We start from the raw sequence: 14,990 nt of genomic DNA, 5'->3' as shown, positions 1-14,990 counted from the left end.
CGATGCTTGCGCCGATGACTCTGCACACGCCCGCGCCTGATTCGCTCTGGCGGGCGCTCCTTGCGGCATCGCCAGGCGCCGGTGCGGCGGTCAGCACCGGCGTGCCGCTCGCCCGCGATCTCGAAGTCGAGGTCGCCGTGATCGGCGCGGGCTACTCGGGCCTCGCCGCCGCGTATGCGCTGCAAAAGCGCGGCGTCGAGTGCGTGGTGCTCGATGCGAATCCGGTTGGCTGGGGCGCGAGCGGGCGCAATGGCGGCGTGGTGTCGTCGAAGTTCAGACTGTCGTTTCCCACCATCGACAAGCTGCACGGTCTCGATACCGCGAAGCGCATGCATCGTCTCGCGCATGAAGGCGTGCGGGTCGTCGAGACGCTGGTCGACGAATTCCAGTTGGCGCGCGCCCGCTTCGAACATACCGGCAGCCTGCGCTGCGCTCACACGGAGGCCGCGTTCGCCGCGATTCGCGCCGAAGCCGACTGGGTTCGCACGAATCTTGGCGATACCTCGATGACCGTGCAATCGCGCGCCGCCATCGAGCACGAGACGGGTTCGAAGGGCTTTGTCGGCGGCGTGCTGAGCGCGGACGCCGGCACCATTCTGCCGCTCGAGTACGTGCGCGGACTCGCGCGCGGACTCACGCTGCGCGGCGTGCCGATCTACGAATTGACGCCGGTACAGCAGATGCAACGCGCGTCCGGCGAGACGCGCGTGACGCTGCGCACGCCCGGCGGCACGGTGCGCGCGAAGCAGGTCATCGTCGCGACCAATGCGTATTCGGATCTCACGGCGGCGACCTCGGCGTATCAGCGCGAACTCGTGCCGTTTCGCAGCGCGATGATCGCCACCGAGCGCCTGCCCGCCGAGCTTGACGCACGTCTCATGATCGAGCGCCGCAGCTACACCGAAACGCGGCGCATGATGAAGTGGTTTCGCAAAGTGGACGGCCGCATGCTGTTCGGCGGACGCGACGCGTTCGGCAAGGAAGGGCAAACAACGGGCTTCGACGCATTGCAACGCGCGATGGTCGCGCTCTTTCCCGATCTCGCGGACGTGCGTGTGGACTATCGCTGGTCGGGCTATGTGGGCATGACGTTCAATTCGCTGCCGCATGTCGGACGCAGCGACGACGCCACGACCTTTTGTCTGGGGTATAACGGAGCGGGGGTCGCGATGGCGAGCCTGCTCGGCCAGCATGCCGCCGCGCTCGCGCTCGGCGAAACGCCCGAGCTCTCGCTGCTCGGCGCGCCCGGCCTGCGGCCCGTGCCCTTTCATTCGCTGCGCGCGCCGGGGGTGAGACTCGTCGCGGCGTGGTATCAGTTTCTCGACGCCGTAGGTGCATGATGACAACCGCCAAACGGATGCTCCAGGGAACCACCTTGATGCAGGCCACCGAGTCCGATCCCGCCGCGCGCTATCAGCGCCGCGAGGATCGCACGATGCTTCTCCTGATGACGCCGGCGCTCCTCGTGATCGTCGTGCTGCTGGTGGTGCCGCTCGCGTGGCTGTCGTGGCAGTCCATCTATCACGACGGCTTCACGCTCGAAAACTACCGCCGCATGTTCACCGGCGCCTACCTTGAAACGTTTCTGCTGACGTTCAAGCTGAGCATCGTCGTGACTGTCATCACGCTCCTGCTCGGCTATCCGGTGGCCTACTTCGCCGCCTCGTTGCCGCCGAAGCTGAGCGCGCTCGTCCTCGGCATGGTGATTCTGCCGTTCTGGACCAGCGTACTCGTGCGCACCTACGCGTGGCTCGTGCTGTTGCAACGCACGGGGCTCGTGAACAAGGCTCTGATCGCCTCAGGGTTGGTCGACCGCCCGGTGCAGCTCGCCTACAACCAGTTCGGCACGGTCATCGCAATGGTGCATATCCTGCTGCCGTTCATGGTGCTGCCGCTCTATTCGGCGATGCAGAAAATCCCGTCGAATCTCTCGCAAGCCGGCGCGAGCCTGGGCGGCTCGCCGCTGCACGTGTTCCTGCGCGTGTTCCTGCCGCTGTCGATGAGCGGCGTGTTGGCCGGCGTGACACTCGTGTTCGTGTTGTGCCTCGGCTTCTACATCACGCCTGAACTGATGGGCGGCGGCAAGTCGATCATGGTGTCGATGGTGGTGAGCCGCAACGTCGAGATCTACAACAGTTGGGGCGCGGCGAGTGCGGTGAGCGTCGTGCTGCTGATCTGCGTGTTCGCGATTTTCTATGCCGCGAGCCGCGTGGTGCCACTCGAAAAGACTCTGGGCGCGAAATGAACAAACTCCCGTTCGGACGGATCGTCCTCGGCGCGACCGTCGTGCTGATTCTGCTGTTCCTGATGGTGCCGGTGCTGATCGTGGTGCCGCTGTCGTTCTCCGACACGCGCTTCATGACCTTCCCGCCGCCCGCCTACTCGCTGCGCTGGTATCACTCGTTCTTCGACAACCCCGCATGGATCGACGCCGCGCGCACCACGCTCACCGCTTCGATCTGCGCCGCGCTGATCGCCACGCCGCTCGGCGTGGCCGCCGCGTACGCGATCCAGAACGGCACGCACTGGATCATGCGCTATCTGCGCACGCTGCTGATGCTGCCGTTGATGGTGCCGATCATCATCGTCGCGGTGGGCGTGTTCTTCGTGTACTCTCAGGCGGGCTACGTGAATACGCTCGGCGGCCTGATTCTCGCCGATACGATGCTCGGGCTGCCGTACGTGCTGATCTCGGTCGGCGCCGATCTGCGCACCTTCGACCGCACGCAGGAGATGGTCGCGCGCAGTCTCGGCATGAATCGTTTTCGCAGCTTCATGACGGTGACGCTGCCGCAGATCAAGGCAAGCGTGATTTCCGGCGCGGTGTTCGTGTTCATTCAGGCGCTCGACGAAACGGTGGTCGCGCTATTCGTGTCGGGCGGTTCGAACCAGACGCTGACACGCCGCATGTTCGTGACGCTGCGCGACGAGATCGATCCGACCATTGCCGCCATCAGCACGATGCTCACCGCGCTGACGCTGTGCCTCGTGATGATCGTCGTGGTGAGCCGTCGCTCCAACGCGGCGCGCGCCTAACCTCTTTCTGAAGACACCTTTTAGATGATCAATGCACTGAAGTTCTATATCGACGGCGCGTGGGTCGAGCCGTCCACCAACGCGCGTCGCGCCGTTGTCGATCCCTGCACCGAGGAAGCGTTCGCCGAAGTGGCGATGGGCACACCCGCCGATGCAGATCGCGCGGTAGCCGCAGCGAAACGCGCCTTCACGTCGTTCTCGCAAACCACGCCGGCCGAACGCCTCGCATTGATCCGCCGCATTCTCGAAGTGTTTCTCGAACGTCACGACGAGATGGGCGACACCATCTCGCGCGAACTCGGCGCGCCGCGCGCGATGGCGCATGCGTGGCAAGCGGGCATCGGACGGCGGCATCTCGAAGAACTGATTCGCACGTGCGAAACGTTCGTGTGGCAACGCAGGAAAGGCTCGACGCTCGTCAATCACGAACCGGTCGGCGTGGTCGCGCTGATCACGCCGTGGAACTGGCCGATCAATCAGATCGTCTGCAAGGCCGCACCCGCCATCGCGGCCGGCTGCACGATGGTGCTCAAGCCCAGCGAAGTCACTCCCCTCAATGCCTTGCTGTTCGCGGAGATACTCGACGCGGCGGGCGTGCCGCCGGGCGTCTTCAATCTCGTCAACGGCGACGGGCCGACCGTCGGCGCGGCGCTGGCGGCGCATCCCGATGTCGACATGGTGTCGTTCACCGGTTCGACGCGCGCGGGCGTCGAGATTGCGAAACTCGCGGCGCCGACTGTCAAGCGCGTGCATCAGGAACTGGGCGGCAAGTCCGCGAATATTCTGCTGGACGACGTCGATTTCGAAGCGGCCGTCACGGCCGGCGTCAACTCGTGCTTCAACAACAGCGGACAGTCGTGCAATGCGCCGACGCGCATGCTCGTGCCCGCGGCACGCCATGACGAAGCGATGGCGATCGCGCGGCGCGCGGCGCAAGCGCAGCGCGTCGGCCCCGCCGATCACGAGCGCACGACCATGGGTCCGGTGGTCAGCAGCGTGCAGTTCGAGCGTGTGGAGCGGCTGATTGCAGCGGGAATCGACGAAGGCGCGCAAGTGGTGGCCGGTGGCCTCGGGCGTCCGCCGGGTCTGGAGCGCGGCTATTACGTGCAACCGACGGTCTTTGCGGATGTGCGCCCTTCCATGAAGATCGCGCGCGAAGAGATCTTCGGCCCGGTGCTCGCGATCATGCCCTATCGCGACGAGGAAGAAGCGATCGCGATTGCCAACGACAGTCCGTTCGGGCTTGCGGCATACGTTCAATCGGCTGATCTGGAACGCGCGCGGCGCGTGGCGTTCAGGCTCCGGGCGGGCAGCGTGTATCTGAACTACCCGTCGTGGGATGCGGGCTCGCCTTTCGGCGGATACAAACAGTCGGGCAACGGACGCGAATACGGCGAATGGGGGCTCGAGGCGTTTCTTGAAGTGAAGGGGATTGTGGGGTTTGGCGAGTGAGCGTGCTTCGGCCTCCTTGTGCTTAGTCGGACCGTTCACCGCTTGATGCGTGACGTCTGCCGGGCCGCCGCGTTTCAACGCGGGCGGCCCGGCATTGCATTTACGCGCGGCCGCGCAACATATCCGCAATTCGCTCCGCGATCATGATGGTCGGCACATTCGTGTTCGCGCACGGTATCGACGGCATCAGCGACGCGTCGCACACGTAAAGTCCGCTGACGCCATAGACCGCGCCGCGCGCGTCGCAGACGGCGAGCGGATCGTCGGCGGCGCCCATGCGGCAAGTGCCGGACGGATGCCAGGTGCCGCCCACCGAGCGCGTTACGAAACGCGTCAACGCGTGATCGTCGGCGAGCAGTTCGTCGAGCGTCACGCCTTGCGTGACCACACGCCTCACCAGCCACGCGCGCAGCGGCCCGGCAATGTCCAACAACGTGCTCAGCGCGCCGCGCTGCAATGCATTCCACGCCCCCGGCACGGCCACGCTCGCGACGCGCGGCGAATAGCTCGAAGGCAGCAGCGTCGCGCGATGCTGCGCCATCATCGGATCGGCCAGCGTGCGGGCACCGAAGCGCAGCGCGAGCTTGAGCCGCTCGAGATCGCGCGCGTCGGATAGCATGTTGAAGTCGACGGTGGGCTCGTCGTGCGGATCAGCCGACGCGAGACTCACGCGACCGCGCGAGTACGACTTGTTCACCCAGAAGAAGATCGTACCGAGCCGGTGGCCAACCGAATGCCAGCCCGAGCGCGACAGGATCGCTCCATGCATGTCGCCGGGCACTGTCCCGCTCACGCCCGACGAAAAGCGCACGATCGCCTGCTCGTGATGCTCGTCGGGATATAACGTGCGGGACGCGCGCGGCAGAAACGCCGAGACCGCAATCGACGGATGCTCCATCAGATTGCCGCCGACGCCGCCTCGATCCGCCACCACCTCGATGCCGAGCGCGGCGAGTTCGGCCGCCGGGCCGATGCCGCTTCGCATCAGCAGCGCCGGGCTGTGGATCGCCCCCGAGCAAACGATCACATGTCTGGCGCGCAACGCTTCGCTCGCGCCGTCCGCGCCGATGATCCGCGCGCCAATGGCGAGCTTGCCGTCGAATAGCACGCGTTCGACGAGCGTTTGCGTGCGGATCGTGAGATTCGGGCGAGCGCGCACGGCGTCGTCTAGATAGCAGACCGAGGTCGGGATGCGCTCGCCGGCTTCGCTCACCGCGATCGATCCGATGAACGTGCCGTCCTGCCACTCGCCGTTCTGGTCCTCACGCCGCGTGTGGCCGCGCGCGTCGAGTGTGGCGAGCACCGCTCGCACGAATGGCGAAATGCGCGTCCACGGCGCGCGCTGGATGCGAATCGGCCCGCTCTCGCCATGCAGCGCGCCGCAGAAGTCGCAATCGGTTTCGAGCTTGCGGAAGTACGGCAGGCAGGCGCTCCAGTTCCAGCCGTGCGCGCCGAGCGCGTGCCATTCGTCGTAGTCGGCGGGCGCGCCGCGATTCGCCATCAGCGCATTGATCGCCGAGCCGCCGCCGAGCAGGCGCGCCTGTTCGTAGCGGCGCGGCGCGGCCGTTGCGCTCATTCGCGCTTTCAGGCGCTGCCAGATATTCGCGGTGTCGAGATAGGCACGGCCGGGATAACGGCTGCGCACCGCCGCGGGCATGTCTGTTCGCGAGATATTGCAGCCGGCCTCGACGAGGCAGACCATCTTGCTGGCGTCTTCGGACAGGCGCGCGGCAAGCACGCAGCCCGCCGAGCCGCCGCCGAGAATCAGATAGTCGATCACGTTCGATGATTGCGCAGACGATAAGCCGTGCGGGACGCGCGAGAAGCGCTTGGCATTGCGCGCGGTTTTCGGCGTCCTTGGTGTCCAACGGACGCGAATCCCGCGCTCAAGAAGATACGGCAGCGCTTACTGCATGAACTTGAGCCAGCGCGCCTTCGCCTGGACGCCGGCGTCCGACGCCCACCATTCCTCCGACATCAACGCCTGCTTCGATGCATTTTCCGGCGAACTCGGCAACTCGCTCGCGCGCTTCGCGTCGATCTTGCCCGTTTTGAACGCCGCCGGATTGCCCGGACCGTAGTCGATATACAGCGGCAGATTGGCCTGCAGTTCCGGAGACACCGCCGCGTTGACGAACTTGATCGCCTCCGGCAAGTTCGGCGCGTTCTTCAGCACGCAGAGTTGGGTGTTCTGCAGAATGCCGTCGTTGAACGTGAAGTCGACATCGGGATTGTCCTTGCGCACCGCGCTCGCGCGGCCGTTCCAGATCATCGTCATATCGACTTCGCCGTCGTGCAGCAATTGCGCCGACTGGCCGCCGGAAGTCCACCAGACGGTCACGTCCGGCTTGATCTGTTGCAGCTTTTTAAACGCGCGATCGACGTCGAGCGGATACAGCTTGTCGCGCGGCACGCCGTCGGCGAGCAACGCGGCTTCGAGCACGGTCTGCGGGTCATTGCGCAGCGCGCGCGTGCCGGGGAACGCCTTCACGTTCCAGAAATCGGCCCAGTTCTGCGGCACCTTCTTCAGCGTCTTCTTGTTGTAGCCGATCACCGTCGAATAGAACTCGTAGGCGACCGAGTACGGCGTACGGTATTTCTCCGGCATGGCCGCCGCATTCGGGATCTTCGAGAAGTCGAGCTTCTCCAGCAGGCCTTCCTTGCCGCCGCGCAGGCAATTCGACGTCGGCGTGTCGACCACGTCCCAGATCGGCTTGCCGGTCGCGGCCTGGGCTTTGATCTGCGGCCACGCGTCCGGAATGCTGTCCTGGTTCACGGTGATGTTGAGCTGCTTCGCGGCCGGGTCGAGGATCGCCTTGGTCTGCGCCTCCTGATAGGTCCCGCCTTGCGAGACGAAGGTAATCTTGCCGGCCGCGGCAAACGCGGGCGTCAAACACGCGGGCGCGAGATTCGCGACGCCGAGGATCAGGACAGCGGCAAGCGGGCGCAACATGGGCTTCTTGATCACGACGGGGTCCTCGAGACGGTTGAGCGAACATATCGTCGATGTCATGCATCGTTGAGCCCAATATAGTGAGTCTATTTATCCGCGACAACGCCCGAATTGTTGGAGTGCCCATGACGTCACGTTATGACGTCGTTGGTCCGGCCAACGGCGTGAAAACGCCGGTTGCGTAGGCGCGCCGGACGCACCGGCCCGCTCATGCCAGGTTATCGGCTCTTGCGCGTCACACGTTCGCGATATGTGTGTCGGAAATCGCGCGCACGTCGATGCGCCGCGGCAGAATCGCGTCGCGATTAGCGCTGTCGGCGACCTTCTGCAGCGCACTGATATCCGCCTCGTTGACGAAGTGCTGTTTCAGCGACGCGCGCTGCGTAATGCGCTTCGCGGCAGCGAGCGGCGATCGCGTCAGCGTCGCGTAGATTTGCGCGTAGGCGTCGGGATTCGCGAGCGCCCAATCGCCCGCGCGCTGGAATCGCAACAACACGTCGGCAATCGCCGCGCGTTTGCGCGGTTCCGCAAGGGCCGCCCCCGAGGCCGTAATGAAACCCAGCCCGCTATTGATGCCGGTGCCGTCACGCAGAACGCGCGCGCCGCGTTGCACGGCGATGCCGTAGTACGGATCGAATGTGGCCCACACGTCGATCGAGCCGGACGCGAATGCGGCAAACGCATCGACGGGCAGGATGAAACGGACGTTGACGTCATCTTTCGAGAGACCGGCTTCGGCTAACGCGCCATAAAGCTGGAACTGCGAAATGCTGCCCCGCGCTGACGAAACGAACACTGTGCGCCCCTTCAGGTCCGCGACCGTGCGGATCTTCGAGTCCTGCGCGACCAGAATGCCGAGTTGTTCGCCGGAACCGACGCGCGTGGCGACGATCTTCAGCGTCGGGTCGCCCACGGCTGCGGCAAGCACCGGCAAATCGCCGGCCGGCGCGAGATCGACGGCGCCCGCGCGCTGTGCTTCGAAGAGCGGCGCCGCGCCCTGGAAATTAGCCCAGCGAAACGCGTACGGTGCACCGTCGAGCACCTTGGCCGCTTCGGACAAAGCACGCGTGCCGCCCGCCTGATCGCCGAGTACGAGCGTGACCGAGGCGAGGTCGGCAGCCTGTACGTCGAGTGAATTGAATGCGCCCGATGCGGCGAACGCCGGCACTGCGCTCAAGAGTTTGAGTGCACGCCGCCGTGCGGAAAACGAAGTAGAAATAGAACCGGCCATATGCCCTCGCTGACGATGTGCCAGCAAGCGTAGCGACGAAGACGGCATCTGAGAATTATTCTCTTTCGATATGTTTATATCGAATCAATATTTATCTTTTGCATTTAATGGCGCATGCGGATCGCCTCATTCGCTCTGTGTTTTCGATGCACGCATGCGCTTATGCGCTGGCGTTCGATCTTTAGCTGAAACCATCAGTTCGCGCCGCACAGGGTCGTTGCTAGCATGGCCGATTGGCCTTCTTTTCAGACTCGACTCAAGGACTATGAATCATGGCGCTGCTCAACAGACGGGCTTTTATTCGCGTCGCGCTGGCTTCCTCGCTGACTACGCTCGCGGCGCGCAGCTACGCGCAAACATCGGCTGCGAGCGGCGAATCCATTACGCTGCGGGTCGGCTATCAGAAGTCGTCGACGTTGATCACGCTGCTCAAGGCGCGCGGGTCGCTCGACAAGGCCCTCGCGCCGCTGGGCGTGCGCGTGTCGTGGAATGAATTTTCGAGCGGCCTGCCCTTGGCCGAAGCGCTCAATGTCGAGGCTGTCGATTTCAGCGCGGACGTCGCCGACACGGTGCCGATCTTCGCGCAAGCCGCGCACGCGCGCTTCGTCTATGTCGCGCAGGAAGCGCCGTCGCCGGGCGCGCAGGCGATCATCGTCAAACAGGACGGTGCGCTCCATTCGCTCGCCGATCTCAAGGGCAAGCGCATTGCCGTGACCAAGGCCGCCGGCAGCCACTATCTGCTGCTTGCGGCGCTCATCAAGGCAGGCCTCACGCCCGCGGATGTGCGAATCAGTTACCTCACCCCGGCCGACGGCCGCGCGGCCTTCGAGCGCGGCAGCGTCGATGCGTGGATCACGTGGGATCCGTACGTCGCATCCGTCGATCGCGACGCGGACGTGCGCATTCTCGCGGACGGCAAAGGACTCGCGTCGTATCAGCGCTACTATCTCGCGTCGAATCGCTTCGCAGCGGCGCACCCCGAGGTTATCCAGATCGTGTTCGACCAGTTGACGCAAGCAGGCGTTTGGCTGCGCGCGCATCCTCAGGAAGCGGCCCAGACGCTCGCGCCGATCTGGGGACTCGACGCCGCCACGATTGAACGTGCGAATGCGCGCCGCAGTTATCTGGTGCGCCCGGTTCTTGCGCAGAATTTCGGCGAGCAGCAAAAGATCGCGGATACATTCTTTCAGGCCGGATTGTTGCCCGCCAAAGTCGAGACTGCGCAGGCGCAACGCTGGGACTTCGGAGCGAAACGCGGAGAACCTGCGGGTAGCTGAGGGATTAGCTGACGGGGGATGTCAAAACGGTGTCAAAACGCGTGGAGAAAACCGAATAAATCGCATTGCAAAACGCCGCCCAAAATGTTTTTTGGCGGTCGATTATCATGATTCGATCACCTCACTCGAACGACTCGGTGTTGGATATGACGAATACAGGCAAGGCGTTGATAATCGCGCTGGTTCTGGTGGACGTGGGATTCATCTCTTACCAGCTTCTCCCTAAGGGCAATCGCTCCGAGGCGGCGCCGGACACGGTAACGGCCAACTCCGTCACGACGGCGGCGGTCGATCCGCGAGCGGACGGCACGCATGTGACCGCGGGCAACGTGGTTCCCACTTCGCCGTCCGCGAACAGCACGGGCGAGATCGCGGGCGCACCGTTGCCGTCTAAATCTGGCCCCATCGCCAATGATGCGCAAACGGCAGCGCAGCCACAAGCATCGCGACATAAACAGCCGGGCCGCGCGCGCGACGATCTGACCCGGCATGGCTCGAATGCCGTCGCGGCGGCTATGACGGAGCAACTCGTCAGGGAATCTTCCAAACCCGATCCGTCGTTGCCTATGCCGCCGCCGATGCAAGCCGCGCCGACCAGCCAGGACCACCGCGGTTCGAACCCCGTCGCCGCCGCGATGACGCAGGAACTCGTGAGGGAATCCGCACGGGTGAATGCTGCCTCTCAGGGACCGGCACCGAGCGGCACACAGTAAGATTGCAGTCCGAACTAATTGAATGACTGCTGGTTTTCGATCAACGGATGGTCTGATCAACCATGCGGCAACCAGGCTGTCGCGTGTCACTCAAACTCGGCAAGTCGTTGCAATCGACCACATCGCCGAAAGCATGTGCACGATGCCACGCACACTTCATCGCAGACTCGAAGCTGAAAGCAGGTTGTATTGCAGATAGCGAGTCTCGCTGTCCACACATTGCCGGTAGCCGCACGACGACTTGGCTATCGCGCGAAATGTGCACTACGATTGCTCCTGCGCGTTCGGGACGTTGGCTTCGCCAAACGGAACATGACCGTACGCGATACAAAAAGGAGACATCGGATGAGCGAGCAATATGGGTCGTTTTGCCCGTGCTGTGGCAGCGCCGAGCATCGGGCAATGAGTCGCCGCACTTTTTTGAGCCTCGTCGCGGGCACCGCTGCCGGACTCGCGATACCACCGGCTTTCGCGGACTCACCCACAGTACCCTCGATTGCTTACGACTCGATTCCAAATCCCGTTCATTTGCCCAAAGATGTGTATTTCGGTGAGTGCTCCGGCGTTTCACTCAATTCGCATGGGCATATCTTCGTGCTGTCGCGCGGCAACTCGACTGGACCGGCATACGGCGCGGCGGCCGCGCAACTTCTCGAGTTCGCGCCCGACGGACGCTTCGTGCGCGAGATCGGGCACAACCTATATGCATGGTCGTTCGCGCATACGGTCAAGATCGACCGGCAAGACAACATCTGGGTGACGGACAAAGGTTCCGACATGGTGATCAAGTTCACACCGGACGGACGCGTCGCCATGGTGTTCGGCCGCAAACAGGAAGCCTCCGACGAAGAAACCGCGCCGCTGAAGCACCCCAATCCGCCATTGCCCGCCGAGCCCGGGCGCTTTCGCCAGGTCACGGACGTAGCATGGGACGTGGCGGGCAACACGTATATCAGCGACGGCTATATCAACTCGCGCGTCGCGAAAGTCGACCGCGACGGCAACTGGATCAAGTCATGGGGCGAGCGCGGTACGGGGCCGGGGCAATTTCATACGCCGCATAGCATCGCGCTCGACGCGCACGACAACGTCTATGTCGCGGACCGCAGCAACCGGCGCATCCAGGTGTTCGACACCGAAGGGACTTTCCTGCGGCAATTCACGATCGACGTGCCGGTGCCGCCGGACGCACGTCCGGCGATCGGCGACATGCCGGACGAAGCGGCAATCGCGGCCGGCACGTTTGCACCCGGCTCGCCGTGGGCAATCTGCATCTCGCCGGGACCGAACCAGGTGCTCTATAGCGCCGACGCTTTTCCGGGCCGCATCTACAAGATGACGCTCGACGGCAAGGTGCTCGGCGTACTCGGTAAAGCCGGCAAGCAACCGAAGCAGTTCGGCTGGATTCATCAGATGGCGTGCCCGGCCGAGAACGTCCTGTTCGTGGCTGAACTGCTGAACTGGCGCGTGCAGAAACTGGTTCTGCACGCCTGACCGGCGTTGTGTGAGGCGGTGCGACGGGCGGCAGTTTTCGTTTGACACTGCAGGTTAGTTCGTTAACCTAAGATATTCCGGATGGCGAACCGATTGCGATCACGTGCCGCCTATCATGGAACTGTTGTCGCAGCGTGTTGCGCGACCGTCGTATCTGACCACGCCGGACGGCGAGATGGTCGCCGCGCTCGAGTCGCAGGATGAGATGTGCGGAAAGAAGCAGGGGTGAAGAACGTTGCGGCAGGCTCGCGTCAACGGAAACCGAGACACGTGTTAGCCATAAAGTTGGCAGGCGAACATCCTATACTGATTCGGACTGCCTCCTGTCTCTCGCGCAGTGGCGGTACGCGTTGTCGTAAACAACGATCTCCCGCAGACTGATCCTCCTCCCCCCTTGCCTGTTTGGACACAGCCATGCTGACCATCGACGACATCCGGACAGTACCGCTCTTTGCAACACTCTCCGACGACGAACTCGACAATCTCGCGCACACCTCCGCGGACCTTCATCTATGCGCAGGCGAATTCGCGGTTCACGAAGGCGGCGAGCGCGCGCTGTATGTCGTTCTCACCGGCAAGATGGAAGTCATCAAGACGTTCGACGGTATCGAGCGCACGCTAGGCTGGCGTCTGCCCAGCACGATCTTCGGCGAAGTGCCGCTTGCGCTGAGTTCACCGTTTCCGGGCGCTTACCGCGCGGCGGAACCGTCGCGTGTGATGCGTGTGGACGCCCAGCGTTATTACGTACTGGCCGCCGCATCGCCGGATGTGGCGCTCAAGATGGGCGCGCTCGCTCGCGAACGCATCGGCGGGTTGCAAGGGCTTTCCGCTGAGCCGCCCAAGGCGCGCGTCACCATGGTCGGCAGCCGCTGGGACGACGCCTGTACGGCGCTGCGGCATTTTCTCGCCCGCAACCAGATTAGCTACGACTGGATGACGCCCGACGCGCCCGAACTGCCCAAGCGTTGGCCCGGAACCTGTCCGACAGAGGAAGAGTGTCCGTCGTTGCGACTGGTCGACGGCACGGTGTTGAACCGGCCTGAGGCGCGCGAGCTTGCCGGGCTGCTGGGTCTGCAGACGCAGCCTCGCCTCACCGAATACGACACGATGATCATCGGCGGTGGCCCGGCTGGGCTCGCCGCGGCGGTGTACGGCGCATCGGAAGGCTTGCGCACTATCGTGCTGGAGCGTGAAGCGCCCGGCGGACAGGCCGGCACCTCTTCGCGTATCGAGAACTACCTCGGCTTTCCCAACGGTGTCTCCGGGGATGAACTGGCAAGCCGCGCACTGCAGCAGGCAAGGCGGCTTGGCGCGGAGATTCTGGTGACGCGGTCCGTCGGCCGGATCGATGTGCAGGCGCGCAGCGTTCACCTCGACGGCGGCGACATCATCCGGACGCGAACGATCATTCTTGCGACGGGCGTCACGTGGCGGCGCCTCTCGATCGAAGGTTTCGACCGGTTTATCGGTAAGGGTATTTACTACGGCGCGTCGCGCAGCGAAGCGAACGCGACGCATGGACTCGACGTGTATCTGATCGGCGGCGGCAATTCGGCTGGGCAGGCCGCGTTGTATTTTGCCAATCACGCGCGCATGGTGACGCTCGTCCTGCGCGGCGATTCGCTCGACAAGAGCATGTCGCGCTATCTGATCGAGCAACTGCGCGGCAAGTCGAACGTCGCGGTGCGACTGCGATCGGAAGTCGTGGGCGCGTACGGCGACACCCATCTGACGGCGATCGACGTGCGCGACGCGTCGATCGAGGCAGTGCGCCGGCACGATTGCGGGGCCTTGTTCGTGTTCATTGGCGCCGACGCGGAGACCGCGTGGTTGCCCGAGGAAATCGCACGCGATGCGCGCGGCTACGTGCTCACCGGCGACGACGTCGTCAAGGCCGGACGCTGGTCCCATGACAGGGATCCCTACCTGCTCGAATCGAGCGTGCCCGGCGTGTTTGCCTGCGGCGATGTACGGCTGAGTCCGGTCAAACGCGTGGCTTCCGCGGTCGGCGAGGGCAGCATGGCAATCGCGTTTGCCCACAAATATCTGCAGCAAGACGCGCGATAGCGCTGGATCGCGCGGCAACGCTTCTGCCCGCTTGCAAAAGCGCGCCGGCGGCCGCGCCGCAGGCCTATTCTTCAGCTGAATACTTCGACTTCCCAATCATCGAGGATTGACTAAAAAACAGGCTTCTATTCGCCCGATTGAAACCAGAAACGCCGGCGCACACTGACATCGTGCCAATTGCGCAAGGAGCCTGCGATGTCTACCCGCCACGATAAAGATAACGAGTTCGAAATCAGCCTGCCGGCCGCTTCGACGACAGAATGGACCAGCCCGGTGCCAGACGCAGACGCCGAAACGATGCGCGGGTTGCACCTCGCGTCGGAGAGTGTGCTGTGCCTCGCGACGCAGACTTACGACGCCGCCGCCCGTGGCGACGCGGCAGGCGCGGAAGCGGCGCGTGCGTCGCTCGAACAGCAACTCGCACTCGCCACGCGCCTGATCGACGAGCTTCTGTTTGACGGCAGCGGTCCGCATACGACACACTGACCGGCCCGCAGGTCGGACAGCACCAATCGCAGTCTCTACATCTGAAAACTGAAATGAGCGCTCTGACGGTAATTCTCTGCATTTGGGCCATGGTGGCCTTTTGCGCAATTCTTTTCATTCGCGGCGCTACCTCGCGCGTTGAGCGTCCGACCAAGGCACCGCAAAAGCGCCCGTCGCGCTTTTCGATCGCGGAGTAACGGCAAGCAGGCGATCCCGATTCGTTCGTGACAACACGTGCGAATCGTTCGAACGTTCTCATCGGAATAGTCGTACGGCAAAAG

General features: G+C 63.8%; 12 protein-coding genes. 9 read left to right on the top strand and 3 right to left on the bottom strand.

The features are described 5' to 3' along the window. Positions 1 to 2: 2 nt before the first annotated feature. The 4 genes from B0G74_RS37360 to B0G74_RS37345 are packed head-to-tail and all read left to right on the top strand — an operon-like array spanning position 3 to position 4,488. Complete coding sequence (locus B0G74_RS37360) at positions 3 to 1,340, top strand: FAD-binding oxidoreductase (protein WP_132381737.1); 1,338 nt, start codon at positions 3 to 5, stop codon at positions 1,338 to 1,340. Then, positions 1,337 to 2,245, top strand: a complete 909-nt coding sequence (locus B0G74_RS37355) for an ABC transporter permease (protein ID WP_132381735.1) — start codon at positions 1,337 to 1,339, stop codon at positions 2,243 to 2,245. The genes B0G74_RS37360 and B0G74_RS37355 overlap by 4 nt, the downstream gene beginning before the upstream one ends. Continuing rightward, positions 2,242 to 3,036: an ABC transporter permease gene (locus B0G74_RS37350; protein WP_132381733.1), complete on the top strand. Its 795-nt coding sequence runs from the start codon at positions 2,242 to 2,244 to the stop codon at positions 3,034 to 3,036. Before B0G74_RS37355 ends, B0G74_RS37350 begins: the two co-directional genes overlap by 4 nt. Before the next feature lie 24 nt (positions 3,037 to 3,060). Beyond that, positions 3,061 to 4,488, top strand: a complete 1,428-nt coding sequence (locus tag B0G74_RS37345) for an aldehyde dehydrogenase family protein (RefSeq protein WP_132381731.1) — start codon at positions 3,061 to 3,063, stop codon at positions 4,486 to 4,488. A 100-nt stretch (positions 4,489 to 4,588) separates the two neighbouring features. Here the strand turns inward: B0G74_RS37345 and B0G74_RS37340 are convergent, their stop codons facing one another. From B0G74_RS37340 to B0G74_RS37330, 3 genes are all read right to left on the bottom strand, one after another. Next, positions 4,589 to 6,268 carry a GMC oxidoreductase gene (locus B0G74_RS37340; protein WP_132381729.1) on the bottom strand — a complete coding sequence of 560 codons (1,680 nt, stop codon included), beginning with the start codon at positions 6,266 to 6,268 and terminating at the stop codon, positions 4,589 to 4,591. A 126-nt stretch (positions 6,269 to 6,394) separates the two neighbouring features. Further along, positions 6,395 to 7,456: an ABC transporter substrate-binding protein gene (locus B0G74_RS37335; RefSeq protein WP_207915767.1), complete on the bottom strand. Its 1,062-nt coding sequence runs from the start codon at positions 7,454 to 7,456 to the stop codon at positions 6,395 to 6,397. Positions 7,457 to 7,676: 220 nt separating this feature from the next. Further along, positions 7,677 to 8,672 (bottom strand): ABC transporter substrate-binding protein, encoded by a 996-nt coding sequence (locus B0G74_RS37330; protein WP_132381727.1) that lies wholly within the window; start codon positions 8,670 to 8,672, stop codon positions 7,677 to 7,679. A 272-nt stretch (positions 8,673 to 8,944) separates the two neighbouring features. Here B0G74_RS37330 and B0G74_RS37325 point away from each other — a divergent pair, with 272 nt between their 5' ends. From B0G74_RS37325 to B0G74_RS37305, 5 genes are all read left to right on the top strand, one after another. Further along, positions 8,945 to 9,949 carry an aliphatic sulfonate ABC transporter substrate-binding protein gene (locus B0G74_RS37325; RefSeq protein ID WP_132381725.1) on the top strand — a complete coding sequence of 335 codons (1,005 nt, stop codon included), beginning with the start codon at positions 8,945 to 8,947 and terminating at the stop codon, positions 9,947 to 9,949. A gap of 107 nt (positions 9,950 to 10,056) precedes the next feature. Continuing rightward, positions 10,057 to 10,662, top strand: a complete 606-nt coding sequence (locus B0G74_RS37320) for a hypothetical protein (protein ID WP_132383232.1) — start codon at positions 10,057 to 10,059, stop codon at positions 10,660 to 10,662. 345 nt (positions 10,663 to 11,007) lie between these two features. Then, positions 11,008 to 12,156 (top strand): peptidyl-alpha-hydroxyglycine alpha-amidating lyase family protein, encoded by a 1,149-nt coding sequence (locus tag B0G74_RS37315; protein WP_132381723.1) that lies wholly within the window; start codon positions 11,008 to 11,010, stop codon positions 12,154 to 12,156. A 414-nt stretch (positions 12,157 to 12,570) separates the two neighbouring features. Then, positions 12,571 to 14,223 (top strand): cyclic nucleotide-binding domain-containing thioredoxin-disulfide reductase, encoded by a 1,653-nt coding sequence (locus B0G74_RS37310; RefSeq protein ID WP_132381721.1) that lies wholly within the window; start codon positions 12,571 to 12,573, stop codon positions 14,221 to 14,223. Between the two features lie 195 nt (positions 14,224 to 14,418). Next, positions 14,419 to 14,709 (top strand): hypothetical protein, encoded by a 291-nt coding sequence (locus B0G74_RS37305; protein WP_132381719.1) that lies wholly within the window; start codon positions 14,419 to 14,421, stop codon positions 14,707 to 14,709. The last annotated feature ends 281 nt before the right edge of the window (positions 14,710 to 14,990 follow it).

Origin of the sequence: Paraburkholderia sp. BL9I2N2, assembly GCF_004339745.1 — a bacterium.
Classification (GTDB): domain Bacteria; phylum Pseudomonadota; class Gammaproteobacteria; order Burkholderiales; family Burkholderiaceae; genus Paraburkholderia.
Note: the sequence above shows the minus strand (reverse complement) of the source record. Positions and strands in the feature narration are given on the sequence as shown.

Bases quoted from the DNA above. Each gene is read 5' to 3' on its own strand.
- B0G74_RS37360 (WP_132381737.1), top strand. From the start codon at position 3: ATGCTTGCGCCGATGACTCTGCACACGCCCGCGCCTGATTCGCTCTGG.
- B0G74_RS37355 (WP_132381735.1), top strand. From the start codon at position 1,337: ATGATGACAACCGCCAAACGGATGCTCCAGGGAACCACCTTGATGCAG.
- B0G74_RS37350 (WP_132381733.1), top strand. From the start codon at position 2,242: ATGAACAAACTCCCGTTCGGACGGATCGTCCTCGGCGCGACCGTCGTG.
- B0G74_RS37345 (WP_132381731.1), top strand. From the start codon at position 3,061: ATGATCAATGCACTGAAGTTCTATATCGACGGCGCGTGGGTCGAGCCG.
- B0G74_RS37330 (WP_132381727.1), bottom strand. From the start codon at position 8,672: ATGGCCGGTTCTATTTCTACTTCGTTTTCCGCACGGCGGCGTGCACTC.
- B0G74_RS37325 (WP_132381725.1), top strand. From the start codon at position 8,945: ATGGCGCTGCTCAACAGACGGGCTTTTATTCGCGTCGCGCTGGCTTCC.
- B0G74_RS37320 (WP_132383232.1), top strand. From the start codon at position 10,057: ATGATTCGATCACCTCACTCGAACGACTCGGTGTTGGATATGACGAAT.
- B0G74_RS37315 (WP_132381723.1), top strand. From the start codon at position 11,008: ATGAGCGAGCAATATGGGTCGTTTTGCCCGTGCTGTGGCAGCGCCGAG.
- B0G74_RS37310 (WP_132381721.1), top strand. From the start codon at position 12,571: ATGCTGACCATCGACGACATCCGGACAGTACCGCTCTTTGCAACACTC.
- B0G74_RS37305 (WP_132381719.1), top strand. From the start codon at position 14,419: ATGTCTACCCGCCACGATAAAGATAACGAGTTCGAAATCAGCCTGCCG.